A 15,916-nucleotide genomic window follows, 5' to 3' on the forward strand; every position below is an offset into this window, starting at 1 on the left:
CCTATTAACGGAAGTTAACGATGTAGCTGAGCTCGTTTCTAAATTCATTAAAACTTGTCTGACTAGAACCTGGCGTTGGTTTGTTAGAGGTATAGAAAAGCGCTGTTCTCAATTGTTGTCGCTTGGTTATATTATAGCTAACAAGCCCTGTAGCACTCATGAGTAAACTTTTACCTTGTTCCGTAATGCCTTGTGTCAACGAGTTATTCACGTTAACCTGTAATTTTTTAATGAATGTACCATAAAAGCCCACCGTAACCCCTTGATAAGTATTGTTTAATACCGTACTGGTTAGTTCTGTTCTATTGACATTTACAAAAGCACCCATGCTCTTTTTCGGGAAATTAATTGAATAGTTAGCCATGTATTGCTTTGTATCAATCGTTCTGTTTGACGCTTCTCCGCTAGTAATTATCTGGTTAAAATCACTGAGTTGATTTTGGGATGCCGAAACGCTGATAGTCTGAATAATAGTAGGCTTAATAATCGTATAACGTGGCGAAACAGTGGCATTTTGGGTAGTTTGCACAATACGCAATGAATCTGGATATAAACGCAATGTATTAGGCATCTGATTGTTCGAGAAGTTACTATAATTCATATCCAATGCAAATGCCTGAGAGATATCTAGACTTAGGCTACCAGAACCGATAATTCGTTTATTCGTCGACCGTTTTTGATTCAGTAAATTATCGTGCTGAAATCCTAAACTACCACTTATTCTCAATCTGTTTTTAAAGATATTCAGGCTAGGTCCAAACGTCCATGATTCAACATCTGAATTGAAGAAATATGAACCCATTGTTTTGTATTCAGGGTCAACACGTTTATAGTCAACTTTAAGTCTATAGTTTTTAGCACGGTAATTTAGTGAGGCATCTAGTGCAGTGTAAAATTCGGTAGTGCCATTTACATCAATATATTTTCTTATGTCTTGAACCGCTTTGCTATCTTCTGCAATAGCAATAGGCGAATTAAGGTCACGAGTATAAACACTTACGGCTCCTCTTGTTTCTAACGTTAATCTTTTGAAAAAGGTAATGCGCGTATTATAACCCAATACATTATTTGAGGCTGGTGCTATATATTGGTCTGCTTTTACATCTTTACGAGAGACCGTCGTACTATCATCTCTGGCCTGTAAATAACTTAGTTCAAAAAAAGTACGGTCGGTACCATAGCCTATTTTACCTGCATAAGCCGTTCGAGAGAACGAGTAAGGAACTAAGGCTTGTGTTGTGGTATCAATCGTAGTAGCACGGTTGAGCTTTCCATACATAAATCCTACGCGCAGTTTGCCAGGGTGTAGTTCTACCCCACCCCCCAATATTGTGTGTCCGCCTAGTGTATACGGCGAATAGTCAATATTACGATACCCCCCATGCAAGGTAATCCATTTGTAGGTAGGGCTAATACCAAATTGGTTAAAGGGCTGCCTAAAAGATCGGTCGGCTTCGCTATACGTACCCGAAAAAGGAATACTTAATCCATAAATATTTAACGTAGCTGCTACGTTGAACAGGTACGAAAACGGCTGACGGCGATTTGCGATACCGCTCGCATCATAAAAAGTCCCACGGCTTTCAAAAGTACCATTAAGGCTCACAGGCTTTTGCCCTCGAATATTTGAAAAATCCTGAGCAGAAGCTGGTATAAGGGTTGAAACAACGATGAACAGTATTACACAACCATAGTAGCATCTCTCCAAAAAAGATTTAATTAGAGTAAGAGTTATTTTCATAAGTACAACAACTAATTACAAAAGCTTAGGCACTTTGCTGTAATTTATCATTAGAGTGTTAAAATCGGTTTTAGTGACATTGGGAAGGCACTTTATCTACAATTACTGAGGATTATGTAGCATCAAAAGCCTATTATACTTTTTGCTTTATCAAAACTCTTAGGGACAAGTACAGTACTTATAAAAGTGGCAATAGAATAGCATTACAACTGTTTAAACAATTGAAAAAATACATCTTTATAGTTTCGACCAATCGGAATTTCTTCATCTCCAAGATGAACCATATTTTCATTAAATGCAGTAAGATAATTTACATTAATAGCATATGATCGGTGTATTCTCACAAACCTTTCCGTATTAAAAATATCAATTACATTTTGTAAGGAGTTTTTTATAACATATCGTTTTTCAGTGCTTTGAATATAGGTATAGTTGCCATCAGCTTTTAAATACTGAATATCTTCAAAAGACACTTTGGTATATTTATAATTCTGTTTAATAAAGATGGCATTGTTAAAATGCAAAATACCTTCCTGTTCTGTTGGTTCTTTTTTAGTAGCAACTTTTTCGCGTACATCTACTACAGATGGTTGTTGTTGCGAAAAATGATACATCGCTAATTCAATGGCTTTGCGCAAGTCATGAATACGAAAAGGCTTAATTAAATAAGCCGAAGGCATCGTAGCCTTAGCCCTTTCAAATGTGCTATTATCAGAATAAGCAGTAACATAGATAAAAGGAATCTTTTTAAAAACACTCAACTGTGTTGCTGTTTCGATACCATCCCAATCTCCTTTGATGTGGATATCCAATAAAATCAAATCTACGTCTTCACCTTTAAGTATTTCAAGAGCCTCTCTTCCGTTGTCTGCAATTGCCACAACTTTAAATCCTTCTTGCTCAAGGCTCTCTTGTAATTCAAGGGCTACTATACCCTCATCCTCTACAATTAAAATACTAACTTGGGTATGCATAAATTATGGTGTGTTAGTGATTCATTTGGTTGTAATTAATGGAATCTCCAATTCAAATGTTGTACCGTTGTCATCCAAAATATTTGGTAGACCTGCTATTTGCTTAATCAACATTTTTATCATCTTTACTCCGAAAGAACCCGTAGGGTTATCCCATGACGACTGAGGCATACCAATCCCATTATCCTTAATTTTTAATTGAATAGATGTTGCCGTTTGACTGATAGCAATAACGATTGAAGGTCTTCCCTCCCAGTTTTTAAAGGCATGCTTAAAGATATTGGTAATCCATTCATTCATTATTAAGCCAAGGGGCATAGCTACATCTACGTTAATATCATCTATAGTTATCTCTACAGAAACATCAATCTTATCCCGATTTATACCAAAACTCTCCAAGATACTACTCAACAATACCGCCACAAATTCCTTCATATTAACCATGTTGGCATTATCTTGCTGATAAAGGCTACTATGAATAATTGACATGGCTTCAATTCTTTGTCTACTCACATCAAGGGCTTGCTTTGCATCATCATCTGCCATTCGATTTGATTGTAAAGTAAGTAAGCTTGATACAATTTGCAGGTTGTTTTTTACCCTATGATGTAACTCTTGCATTAAAGTTTGTAACTTTTCTGCTTGCTCATTGATTTTTATATTTTTATCATTTAAGGTCTTATTCTTCTTGCGAATAACATTATAAGAATATACAAGCGTAGAACTGAGTAGCATAAAAATAATAATACCCGCAATCAGCCATTGCATCTGTTTGCTTTTTAGCTCCGATGCTTGGTGCATTAAAGCTAAATCTGTATCTTTTTTACTACTCTCGTACTTAATCTGCAATTCTCCCATCAGCTTTTCATTATTCTGCACATTCAGCGAATCATGAACCTCTAAGTATCTATCCATAAAAGGGATTGCCTTCTTTAAATCACCAGATGATCTATAGCAGTTAGCCATTGTTTCATAAAGCTCCATCGTGCGATATGGTTGCTTAATTTCTATGCTAATGCTAATAGCTTTTTCAATGTACTTTGTTCCAAGAGCACGATTGCCTTTGCGATAATATGCTTCGCCTAGCCAACAGTAGCCATACGTCAATGATCTTTTTTTATTGAGCGCCGTTGCCAAGGCTATGCCTTTTTCAGCATACATAATTGCTTTATCATAATCCCCCATATCTTTATAATGTTGGGCAATATTATGATAAAAGCTTACTCGTTCACGTTCATATTTAGGGCTTGACTCTGCTAGTTTCAAGGCCTCAAATTGGGTATAAATACTACTATCAGCAACTATCGAAAGACCAAAATGCTTTACATATCCTCTTTTAAACATGGCTGATAGCCCCATTGCACCAATAATCCGCAATGTATCTTTATTCAACTTGGCAACTTGCAACGCCTTTCCGGCAGCCTCAAATGCCATAGGGTAATTGGTATTTTCTTTATGTAAATTACCTATCAGCATATATATTTCTGCCATCGGTTCTTTTACATTATATTGATGAGCACTGTTCAAAGCATTAATTGCATAACGCATAGCCCCAACATGGTTAGCTTTTAAGTGCTCATAATGGGCTTGACCCAAAGATGCATACACTAACGAAGCCTGATCTTGATATACAGCATGAAAATCGTTAAGATTCTTCACAATTAATAACAAAGAATCATTATTAAGCCTACGCAATTGTGTCACTAAATCATTAAGCCCTTTTTTGTACGCTGCCTCGTTGCCTTTTGTATTGCCTCCTTGACCATAACCTGAGGCACAAAGGCATAGTACTAATATAAAAGCATAGTAAATCGTCTTTTTAAACATAATTGAGCAATGGCAACCTAACAAAACAGTATCTCAAACCTTATATTCGATTACACACATAACAAGTTAATAATGAAAAATTATGATACTAATGTATGGACAATAATTGAAATAATACAAATCAAAGTATTTAAACAACCTGTTTAGGGATGTAAGTGAGAGTTTTATGTATGCTAATAAAAATCATTTACTTACCTCTTCATAATTCAATAAAATACTATCTGCTACTCTCTTTACATTCAATATTTTATTATAATCTTCTGTCATACAAATATATCACTGACACAACAATAGAAATATTATTATTTTAAAAAAACGAAGCTTAAAATATTTCGTAATTTCAAGTGTTGTGTAAATAAAAATGCAAATAGATTCTCAATATCCACCTGGACAAATAGAAAAGATAAAGTCTTCCATGTAAATTAGTATGTTGAAATCCTTGCTCAATTGACAACAATAGCGAATCTTAAAAACCTTTTCTATCAAGAATCAATACAATGAAAAAAATATTAGCAGGCTTATTCTTTGCAGCCCTTTGGGGCTCTGGCTCAGTTGCTACAAAAATAGGTTTAAAAGTTGCTCAACCACTTTTATTAATCACTACTCGTTTCTTTATTGCTGCATTGATAATGTTGGCAGTATCATTACTGATTAATAAAACACGTTTCCCCAAACAGCATGAATGGCTTCCGCTAATAATATGTGGAGTGTTGAGTATGGCTATTTATCCAAGTGCTTTTGTTTTTGCGATGAAACACGTTACAGCAGGCATTGGTACATTGGGTAGTGCCGCCTGCCCACTTATAATAAGTGTTTTAAATGCTGTGTGGTTACGACAAAAAATTACTTGGAATATATGGGCAGGACTTTTTATAGGCTTAGGGGGCGTAGCTATCGCTATTTATCCTTTATTATTAAAAGCCTATGCTACCCCTTTCGGAGTAATGTTATTAACATTCAGCATGTTATGCTATTCAATAGGAACGGTTTACTATCAAAGCATCAACTGGACATTACCTCGATTAAGCATCAATGGTTGGCAAGTATTATTCGGAGGGTTGGTATTACTACCTTTTACTTCTTATTTTTATGAAGCAAGTCTCAATACTATTGATACAAAATTCTGGATTTCCATTCTTTGGCTAGTGATTCCTGTTTCTATTTTAGCTATCCAACTTTGGTTATTCTTATTAAAAGTTGAACCTACACGGGCTTCTCTATGGCTGTTTTTATGCCCTATTTTTGGCTTTTTATATGCATCCCTACTTACTGACGAGCCTATTACTATTTATACCGTAATTGGGACAATTTTAGTAATTGTAGGTTTGTATTTAGGTAAGAAAGAAAATTCTGAGGTTGCTGAGTAAAAATGACTAATGATTTTTGAAACTCAAAATACGCTACATCCTTCTATAAATTAAAGCACTATATATCAATACGCTAAACAATTATTTATGTCATATTGTAATGCAATAGAATTTATGTCGGAAGATAGAAAAGCTTTACACAAAGCTTATCACGACAAACTGTATGGTTTCCCTATACACGATGATAACGAGCTGTTTTGCAGACTAGTACTTGAAATAAATCAGGCAGGACTGAGTTGGGAAACTGTTTTAAAAAAAGAAGTATCTTTCAGAAAGGCTTATGATAACTTTAACATTGAAATTGTAGCCGCCTATACAGAAACCGACCGCGAAAGGTTATTGGCGGACGCAGGAATTATTCGCAATCGCCTAAAAATAAATGCTGCGATAGAAAATGCCAAAACAATTTTAGTACTTCAACAAGAATATGGTTCATTCGAAAAATGGTTGGAACACCATCACCCAAAATCAAAAGAAGAATGGGTAAAAATCTTTAAGAAGACTTTTAAATTCACAGGTGGCGAGATTGTGAATGAATTTTTAATGAGTACAGGATATTTACTAGGCGCACATTCCGAAAGTTGTGCTATCCATCAAGAGATAATAGCCACTAAACCGATGTGGTTAAAAACGATTTAAAGATTATATCGCAGAGATTATTATAAAAATCTCTGCATCCTGCTTTCTCATTATGGATGGTTTACTAAACTGGCAACAATATCTTGAATGGGAATAAATATTACTTTCTCAAGCATGATATAGAAAAACGAAGGTCTTAATTCATAATGCCCATAGAATACAATATTAGGAATCGCAACACACGCAATCAGGCAATAAATAGTGATTTTACTTATTTCTTCTTTATCCACAAATTTATTAAGCTGGCTTAATACCAGTAAAAACAATGGAAAAAGGAAAGAAATCCCCCTTGTTTGGTCGGCAACTACAAAAGCAGCAGCAGAAAAAACCAAGCATACGATTAAATAAAAAGGAATCTTTTTCAATCTAACTATCAGTAGAAAAACAAATAGCCATAGTCCTTTGAATGTAAAGATGAATATACTGAAAAAAGAATGCTGACCCAACAAGTAGCCAAGGCTAAAGTCGTCTGGCAAGCTTGTTTTAAAGTTTGGCAGACTTAACAGGGTGTATTTCCCAATAAAATAGCCAATCACCGCCAATGGAACAGCACCATATATCATCAACTTTTTGTTTTTTTGGTCTTGCAAAAACCACCAAAACCATACAGCTGGTACGGTTATAATTAATGTTCGTTCATTGGCAAAAATGGCACAGAACAAGCTAAAGGCAACGATAATTGGTTGGGTGCTATAGATAGATATTAATATAAACAAGTAGGCAAAGGTATCTGCATGACCGAAGGTATCGCCTGTGGCAGTATTACTGAAATAACAATACGTACAAGCGATACAAAACAAGGCGGTATTAATAAGATGTCCTTTGTTTATTCGATACACTAATTTTACCAAAAGAAGCTGAAAAATAAAACTTATCAGTAATTGGATAAGATACATTTGCTTAGTGCTACTGATAGAAAGAAGTTTCATAATAACAGGTACTGTCAACCTCAAAGCCCTATTATAGCCATACAACACATTACCTAAATAATCATTATTAGTAATATCCTTTGCTTGCATCAACATTACTCCCCACAAGCCTGTGTGTAAATCTCCTGTGTTAACAGGTGGATTTAATTGTACTGTCCAAACAAATAAAAAAAAGCTAAATACAATCCACCATATTGTTTTATTATGAAGTGTGTTTGATTTCACCTCTTCTATAAGTCTTGTAATGTTTTCTTGCATGCTTTATTTATTTCTAGGATTTTAGATGATATCTATCAATTTTGGCAAAAATAGCTCATTTCCTCTTATGAAGCATAAGTGTCTATCAATTAGTTTTGGAGAAAACTTTAATTAAAAAAATAGTCTAAACCTTAGGCTTAGACTATTTATAACAATGAACTCATCTATTTACTGCTCTGTATAATGAAATGTAAGTCCCCCATCTACATAATAAGTAGAGCCCGTTACATATTTTGCATCATCAGACGCTAAAAATGCGACCACTCCTGCTACATCTTCTGGTTCACCCAAACGGCGTAATGAAATATTGTTTTGTAGTATTCCTAGCAATTCTGGCTTGCTCAATAAATCTGCATTTATTGGTGTACGAATAGCTCCCGGAGCTACATTATTGATTCTAACATTCATAGGGCCTAATTCAACCGCTAAATTCCTCATGACCATTTGCATGGCTCCCTTACTAGCACAATAAGCCGTAAAATTCGGGAAAGGTAACTCTTCGTGTACAGAACTATTATTCACAATTACACCCACTACATTATTCTCTCTCATATAACGAACAAAAGCTTGTGTCAGGAAAAACATACCTTTCAAGTTGATATTCATTACTGTATCATAGTCTTTTTCAGTTACGTCCCAGAAAGGTGCATTAATCTCTACGCCTGCATTGTTTACCAAAATATCTAGTTTCCCAAATACCTCCACACTTTCTTTAATCATGGCATATACTACTTCCACTTTCGAAATATCACTTTGTATAAAATGTACTTTTGCCCCTGTGGCTTCTATTTGTCGCTTGGTTTCGGCTACGTGCTCATCATCATTTCTGCTATTAATTACTATGTTTGCTCCTTCTTGGGCAAAGCGAACGGCTATCGCCCGACCAATCCCTTTACTACTACCTGTTATTAAAGCTACTTTCCCTGAGAATCTTGACATGGTATTTTGTAAGTTTAGTTGATAGAATTATTAAAATAAACTGCTTGTATTTTCATAAAAATAGTCAAAATCCTTCGTTAAAAAACATATTCCCATACTAGGATTAAATTTTAATCTTGTATTTTCATAAAATAAAATCAGTACTTATTTAACGAATTTTATTTGGGAAAATTTAAAGCACTATTTTCAAGGCGTAGGTTTCTCGGAAGAAGATTTAGAGATTATCATGAATTCTTTTTTCTTAAAAGAATTCAAAAAGGATGAATATTTTATTGAAGAAAACAAAATAAGTAAGCACTTAGGGTTTATTGCCTCTGCTTTGCAATTAATGAAGGTAATGCCCAAACAGAATTATTTGCTACCGTTATTCCTACTTTTCCAGTAGTTACGTTGGCAAGATTTATCGGAAGTACGCTATGGCTGATTTGGTTAATAATTATTGGGTTTAAGTTTTTGAAGATTAAACTTTAGTCGAATTTCAACGATAATTTGAACTATGATATACAATTGAACATTATGATTAAAGAGTTTCATACTCATTCATCATTCTAAAACCGTTCAGTTACGTATGTCACAATTATTTAGTTCGATAAAAATTAAGGAGCTTACTTTAAAGAATCGTATCGTTGTTTCTCCGATGTGCCAATATTCATCCATAGATGGTTTTGCAAACGATTGGCACTTTGTACATTTAGGCAGTAGAGCCGTTGGCGGAGCAGGTCTAGTCATTACTGAAGCAGCCGCTACTTCACCTGAAGGCAGGATTTCACCCGATGATTTAGGAATTTGGAAAGATGAACATATAGAAGGCTTACATAAAATTACGACTTTCATTAAAGCAAACGGTGCCGAAGCAGGTATTCAATTAGCCCATGCAGGCAGAAAAGCAAGTACAGCTTCACAATGGAAAGGAAGTAAATTAGTACCTATAGACGAGGGTGGTTGGCAAGTAGTAGCTCCAAGCGAAATTCCTTTTAATGATACTTATGGATTACCCAAAGCTTTAACAAAAGCTGAAATCCAACAAATTGTGATAGATTTTAAAAACGCTGCTGAAAGAGCCTCGAAAGCAGGATTTAGCGTTGTTGAAATTCATGCAGCACATGGTTATCTGATTCATCAGTTTTTATCTCCGTTGAGTAATCAACGTACAGATGAATACGGAGGAAGTTTTGAGAATAGAATACGTTTTTTGTTGGAAGTTGTTGAAGCTGTAAAAACTGTTTGGCCCGATACGTTACCTTTATTCGTAAGAATTTCGGCAACGGAGTGGGCAGAAGGAGGTTGGAATCAAGATGATGCTATCAAGCTTTCAGCTATTCTTAAAAATCTTGGTATTGATTTAATCGATTGCTCGACAGGGGGAAATATTCATACTGCTAAAATTCCAGTAGGTCCTGCTTATCAGGTGACTTTTGCTGAAAATATCAAAAAAGAAACGGGGATTCTTACAGGTGCAGTAGGTTTGTTAACTAGTTCGGCTCAGATAGAATCAATCCTTGTAACAGGTCAAGCTGATTTAATCTTTTTAGCACGAGAATTACTCCGTGACCCATATTTTCCATTAAGAGCGGCGGCTGAATTAGGGCAAAAAGATGTACAATGGCCAGTGCAGTATGAGAGAGGAAAATTCAGATAATAGTAGAACGAGTTTTCAACTCGTCAAAAATAAAATAAGGCGGGAATAAATTCCCGCCTTATTAATTAAGTAACTCAATGTTTAAATCTTAAACTGCAAAGTAGCCACAATACTTCTTCCATCTGAACTCCAAACACCAACACCAGGATAACCCGTTGGGCGTTTTGTAAAATATTGTTCGTTAGTAATATTATTGATACCTAGCTTTAACGTATAGCTTGGTGCTATTTTTAGCGAAGTATTAAAGTCTAAAATACCATAAGATGGCACTAACCCTTTTGAACCATCTGCACTAGGCTTTTCGGTATTAAGGGCATCTGAATAACTATCTGCTACATAACTATATTGCAACGTAGCACTTACAATTTTATGTGCAATAGTTACACCATTTCTGCTAATCCATCTTGGTACAGTCTCTAAACGATTGCCTACGATGCTTTTGTTTTCACCACTCAACGTAACAGACCCTTTTACATAGCTAGCATCAAAATATGAAGTAGCTGTAAAAATAGATACCTCAGTAGTTTTTGTTCTAATTGGTTTTGCTTCAACAAATACTTCTAAGCCTTTGGTCAAGCTACTTCCTACATTCGTTTTATAAACGAAGTTATTTCCCGATGCATCTGGTAAAATCAAACTTCCAATTCTATTATCGTACTGAATCTGGAAATAAGTAATATCAAAGTGTAAAATCTGTTTGTGATTTCCTCGGATACCTATTTCAGCATTATAGCCCGAAGCATCTTTAAGATTTTGGTCAGTAACGTCCAACGCTGTTGGTGGTATAATATCTGAGAAAATAACTGGTCTATACGCCTGAGACCAACCTCCATAAACCTTAAGATTATTGTTAATCTTGTATTGCGAATTAACACCAAAAAGAGGAAAAGAATGTTTAATCTTGTTAGGTACTTTATCAGATGCTAAGTATTTAATATATCCCGACATTTTGGTTGTGCCACTTTCTAAACGAAACGCAGGCGAAACATTAAATCTTGGGGTTACATAAAATATATTTTCCACAAACACCGCTACATTTTGTGTTTTATAATGCAAATCTCTTCCCCAAGCTGGATCAACCAATGTTAAATCATAATCTGACCCCGTAGTTCCTTTTCCTAATTGCTGACGATTCAAATCATTGTTGATATAACGAAGCCCGCCGACTAAAGTATTTTTAAAGTTGCCAATGTTATAATACTTTGTTAAACGCAATTCAGATGAATAACTATTGAAATGGTCAATATCAACCTGACGGTTTTTATATTGGTTTGTCGCTGGGTCAATGGCGTCTGGAACGTTTGCTAAAGCTACTATTTGTACACTATTTCTAGTTCCTAATACGGCTGAGTTTATCCATTGCAATTGCGTACTCTCATTAATTCTCCAATCAAATGATAATGAAGGGACAACGATGTCTGGGCTAAAGTAATTTCTGCTACGGGTTGACTGACGTGGGTCTTGATAAAACATATCGTCTGTCAATGGACCAGGTATATGAAAAACATATTGGCTTCTTCCGATTTCAGCTTTTGCTTTTAATTTAGATGAAAACTCATATTCTAAGGCTAGAAACTGCGACTGTGCATCGGATTGTGCATTTTTACGATAGCCATCTGAAACTCTTTTCTGAAAATATCCATAATATTTCAATTTCCCGACTTTACCACCAATCGCATTATAAGAACTAAATAACCCATACGAACCTACTGAGTTGATACTTTCAAAAGATATTTTTTTAGTCGTATCAGCCTGTTTGGTTACATAATTTATCATTCCTCCAAACTGTGCACCATATTGTAAAGAAGCAGTACCACGTACAATTTCTATCTTTTGAATAGATTCCATTGGTGCACTATAATGACTAGCAGGATAACCATAAATATCACTATTCGTCATTATTCCATTTTGACGAACGTTATATTCCCAACTACGGTGTGGGTCTAGTCCACGTGTTGATATATTCATTTGGTTTCCAGAACCATCCATATCATACACAAAGGCGCCTGCTACTTTTGCAAAAATTTGTCTTCCAGTTTTTTCTGATATATTTGCATTTAAACTTTGAACCGAAATTACTTCATGCTTTTTACCCGAGAAAATATAGGAATTATGAACATCGTTTAAAGGCAATAAGCTATTTTCATCACGTTTAAAAGCTTTTACTTCTACTTCGTCGAGATGCTTAACCTTGTTTGAATCACTAGTAGTCTTTTGGCTAAATGCCAAAGATGGGAATAGTAAAAAGGAGAGTAAAATATGTTTCATATTGATGGCTAAAATTAATCTACTTATAATTTTTTCCAAAATTATGGAAATTTATAACTTTATCCAACAATGCGGAATGTAATTTTTAATTAGTCTAGTTTAATATTTTAGTAGCCATTTCAAAACTGTTTTTTCTATTGTTGCTTTTAATACAGGCTTTGTGATATAATCGTCCATTCCTGCTTCCATACATCTTTCTTTCTCACCCACAATAGTTTCGGCAGTTAAAGCAATAATCGGTACTCTTCTTTCTTGTTTTTCCAATGCCCTTATAATTTTTGTAGCTTCATAACCACCTATCTCTGGCATCTGAACGTCCATAAATATAATATCTGGATTACACTCCTTGTACTTTTCTATCGCAATTTTTCCATTAACAGCTTCCACTACTTTAGCCTCTGGGAACAATCTACTAAAAATTGTTCTAGCCAGTAGCATATTTATTGGATTATCTTCTGCGATAAGTATGGTTATATTATTTATTCTATTTCCTATTTTAACAGAGGGTTGCTCTTCTATTTGAATCGCTTCTACGGGTTCTGTGCTATTAATTAATTCATGCAATGCATTGTATAATTGTTGTATTTTAATAGGCTTTACTAATTGCTGTTTTATTCCTAACTCTTCACATGCCTTTGTAATTTCATAATCATCTGATGAGCTATACAATAGCATGATTGGCTGAGTCTCTGGAGATAATCTTAGTTGTTCTCTAATTTTTCTTGCAGCTTGAATACCATTCATTTCAGGCATTTTGTAGTCAATCAAAATAGCATCATAACGATTTCCAGCACTTAATAAGTCTATACACTCTTGACCACTTACTACCTGTTCTGAAGGAATAGATTTCAATGCCAACATTTCTTTCAAAATAATACGGTTATTAGCATTATCATCTACTATCAACACATTTTTAATGCTCTCCAAAGACGCATCCGGCTCTACGGCATCACCTTCTACAGCTTTCAGCGAAATATCGAAGTAAAAAGTACTGCCTATGCCCATCTGACTTTCTACTTGCAGTTTACTTCCCATCAAACCCAACAATTTATTTGAAATCGTCAAGCCTAAGCCTGTTCCGCCAAACTTTCGGGTAGTTGAAGCATCTTCTTGTGAGAAAGCGGTAAATATCTTTTTTTGATTTTTAGGATCAATCCCCACACCTGTATCTCTTACCGAAAATCTAAATTTAGCATGACCACTCAAGTCACTTTTCAGTAGCATAATTTTCAATTCTATCTCTCCCGTCTTTGTGAATTTCACAGCATTTCCTAAAAGATTTACCAATACTTGGCGCAAGCGAATAGAATCTACCCAAATAAAACGAGGAATATCTGACTGAATATTAAGCAATACCTCTAGCTTTTTATCATTCGCCTGATAGCTTATAATATCCACTACTTGTTCGCCCAGTTTGTATAAATCATATTGTTCAATCGAAAGCTCTAGTTTTCCCGCTTCAATTTTCGAGAAATCAAGAATATCATTGATAATATCTAATAGAGAGTTGGCAGATTGGAAAACCGTAGACATATACTGTTTCTGTGTATTGTCTAGTTTGGTCTTCATCAATAAATCCACAAAACCAATTACGCCGTTCAAAGGCGTTCTGATTTCATGGCTCATATTAGCCAAAAATTCAGATTTTGCTCGTCCTCCTTGTTCTGCTTGTTCTTTAGCTTTTCGCAAAGAATAGGCAAATCGGTAAGATAGAATCAGGTTTTGAAAAAATATAAAGCCTAAAAAGCCAAAAATGAAGTAAAATGGTGACGCATCTAATACTTCTAGGTAACTAAGAATTGTGAGTCCAATAGCAATTCCTAAGGATAAAAAACTTAAAAAAGCATATTTCGAGCCTACACGTTTATTAATTACTGCCCTAATCACCACATAAAAACTATATACGATAAAGAATAATACAATAAAAAGGAATAACTGAGAGGCCAACGTAAAAAAAGAAATTGGCGTCAGCATTAATATAACGATATAAAATATGCTTGAAAAGCTTACAAATTTGATAAAATAATCTTTGGTTTCGTCGGGATATAAGTCTTTAAGAAATAATGTGAAAATAAAAATGCAGAAGAATATCGCAAAATATTCAACATGGATTGAAAAATACCAATTTAAATTAGGCAGGATATGATGCAAATAATATTGCTTATCTACACCAACGATTCTGTAAATAAAGAATAAGCAAAAGAGGGCAAAATAAAGAATTTCGCGGTCGCGTTGCCCCATGAAGTAAAGTCCAAAAAAGAATAGACTACCCATAAACAATACGCCTGCGAGTAACAAATCAGAGGCAATTTCTCTTTCTCTTTGCTCATGCATTATTTCAGAATCACCCAACACAATCATTTGAGAAATTCCACCCTTGTAATGTTCAAAATTAGCAATCTGTAAGACTAACTTCAACGTATCCGTTGTGGCATAGTAATTCCTAAGGATGGGTAACCATTGCGGTTTGTACTGTTCTTTATTTTTAGCAACTACTCCATTAACAGCAAATAGTTCTCCATTTACCCAAAAGTTAAAAGTGCAGTAAGTAGCAGGCAGAAAGAAGGCTAAAGAAGGGTTTCTCTTGTGGTCAATCACCAAATTTAATGAATACGTAGCCACTCCAAAAGCTTTATAAGGCATATTTAATTGCTCATGCTTATTCCAAACTTTGGTTAAATCGGTATAATAACTTGGTTTAGGCTTAGTAGCGAGCATCTGAGGAGTTAATAGTTGGTTCCAATAAAATGCCCAAGGACCTCTTAACTCTGTATTATCTTTTTTAAAGTTATGTTGTCTTAAATCCAAAATCCCGTTATTAGCATGATATTCCGTTGCCAATAAAGGTGAAGAGATGAAAGATAGGAAGAAAGTAGTAAAGGCAAGGAGGCTATATTTCACATTATAATTCTCAAAAACAAAATAATACATTCTTTGATTCATGTTTTTATTCTGTTTTTGCAAGTACTGATAATTTTGAATTTCTAAAAAGAAGTTTTTCATCAGAATACTTGATTAATTATTGATATTAGAACTAAAATCAAAGCGCTTAATTCCGTTACAAAAGAATATGAAATAATTGTTTTGTACAAAGTTATTTTCATTATTAATTAAGTATAAATAATCAATAATGAAAATTGATAAAAGGACACTATAATTCAGGTTAGTCTCTAAATGCAAAAACACCCCTTATTATTTAATTAATAAGGGGTGTTCTAATATTTTTGGGGTTTATTTACTTTCCCGCATGTGATTGCAGTATCATCAACGGAACTGGGCTTAACTTCTCTGTTCGAGATGGGAAGAGGTGAACACCAGTCCTATCAACCCCATAA

General features: G+C 34.7%; 11 protein-coding genes and 1 rRNA gene. 4 read left to right on the forward strand and 8 right to left on the reverse strand.

All coding sequences use genetic code 11. The annotated features are described in order from the left end of the window. Window positions 1-4: 4 nt before the first annotated feature. From VB264_RS04935 to VB264_RS04945, 3 genes are all read right to left on the reverse strand, one after another. Complete coding sequence (locus VB264_RS04935) at window positions 5-1,708, reverse strand: hypothetical protein (RefSeq protein WP_323247266.1); 1,704 nt, start codon at window positions 1,706-1,708, stop codon at window positions 5-7. 236 nt (window positions 1,709-1,944) lie between these two features. Next, complete coding sequence (locus tag VB264_RS04940; protein WP_323247268.1) at window positions 1,945-2,715, reverse strand: LytR/AlgR family response regulator transcription factor; 771 nt, start codon at window positions 2,713-2,715, stop codon at window positions 1,945-1,947. Window positions 2,716-2,736: 21 nt separating this feature from the next. Beyond that, the gene (locus VB264_RS04945; RefSeq protein ID WP_323247270.1) at window positions 2,737-4,542 is read right to left on the reverse strand and encodes a tetratricopeptide repeat-containing sensor histidine kinase; all 1,806 of its coding nucleotides are present in this window, start codon (window positions 4,540-4,542) and stop codon (window positions 2,737-2,739) included. 497 nt (window positions 4,543-5,039) lie between these two features. On the opposite strand from VB264_RS04945, the gene VB264_RS04950 reads away from it, so the two are divergent. Together VB264_RS04950 and VB264_RS04955 are read left to right on the forward strand one after the other, a co-directional pair. Next, entirely contained in the window at window positions 5,040-5,909 is an 870-nt protein-coding gene (locus tag VB264_RS04950; protein ID WP_323247273.1) for a DMT family transporter, read from the forward strand. 87 nt (window positions 5,910-5,996) lie between these two features. Then, complete coding sequence (locus tag VB264_RS04955; RefSeq protein WP_323247275.1) at window positions 5,997-6,548, forward strand: DNA-3-methyladenine glycosylase I; 552 nt, start codon at window positions 5,997-5,999, stop codon at window positions 6,546-6,548. A gap of 50 nt (window positions 6,549-6,598) precedes the next feature. Here the strand turns inward: VB264_RS04955 and VB264_RS04960 are convergent, their stop codons facing one another. Beyond that, window positions 6,599-7,735, reverse strand: a complete 1,137-nt coding sequence (locus VB264_RS04960; protein ID WP_323247277.1) for a hypothetical protein — start codon at window positions 7,733-7,735, stop codon at window positions 6,599-6,601. A 168-nt stretch (window positions 7,736-7,903) separates the two neighbouring features. Continuing rightward, the gene (locus VB264_RS04965) at window positions 7,904-8,674 is read right to left on the reverse strand and encodes an SDR family NAD(P)-dependent oxidoreductase (protein ID WP_323247279.1); all 771 of its coding nucleotides are present in this window, start codon (window positions 8,672-8,674) and stop codon (window positions 7,904-7,906) included. A gap of 226 nt (window positions 8,675-8,900) precedes the next feature. Here VB264_RS04965 and VB264_RS04970 point away from each other — a divergent pair, with 226 nt between their 5' ends. After that, window positions 8,901-9,059 (forward strand): hypothetical protein, encoded by a 159-nt coding sequence (locus VB264_RS04970; protein WP_323247281.1) that lies wholly within the window; start codon window positions 8,901-8,903, stop codon window positions 9,057-9,059. A 183-nt stretch (window positions 9,060-9,242) separates the two neighbouring features. Next, on the forward strand, window positions 9,243-10,313 hold the full coding sequence (gene namA, locus VB264_RS04975) for an NADPH dehydrogenase NamA (protein WP_323247283.1): 1,071 nt from the start codon (window positions 9,243-9,245) through the stop codon (window positions 10,311-10,313). Between the two features lie 81 nt (window positions 10,314-10,394). Here the strand turns inward: namA and VB264_RS04980 are convergent, their stop codons facing one another. The 3 genes from VB264_RS04980 to rrf form a co-directional block, all read right to left on the reverse strand. Continuing rightward, complete coding sequence (locus tag VB264_RS04980; protein ID WP_323247285.1) at window positions 10,395-12,620, reverse strand: TonB-dependent receptor family protein; 2,226 nt, start codon at window positions 12,618-12,620, stop codon at window positions 10,395-10,397. 60 nt (window positions 12,621-12,680) lie between these two features. Beyond that, a complete protein-coding gene (locus VB264_RS04985) occupies window positions 12,681-15,584 on the reverse strand; it encodes a response regulator (RefSeq protein WP_323247287.1) in 2,904 nt (967 codons plus the stop codon). A gap of 219 nt (window positions 15,585-15,803) precedes the next feature. Continuing rightward, window positions 15,804-15,915, reverse strand: a 5S ribosomal RNA gene (gene rrf, locus VB264_RS04990). Between the last annotated feature and the right edge of the window lies 1 nt (window position 15,916).

Source organism: Arcicella aquatica, from assembly GCF_034928825.1.
Classification (GTDB): Bacteria; Bacteroidota; Bacteroidia; order Cytophagales; family Spirosomataceae; genus Arcicella; species Arcicella aquatica.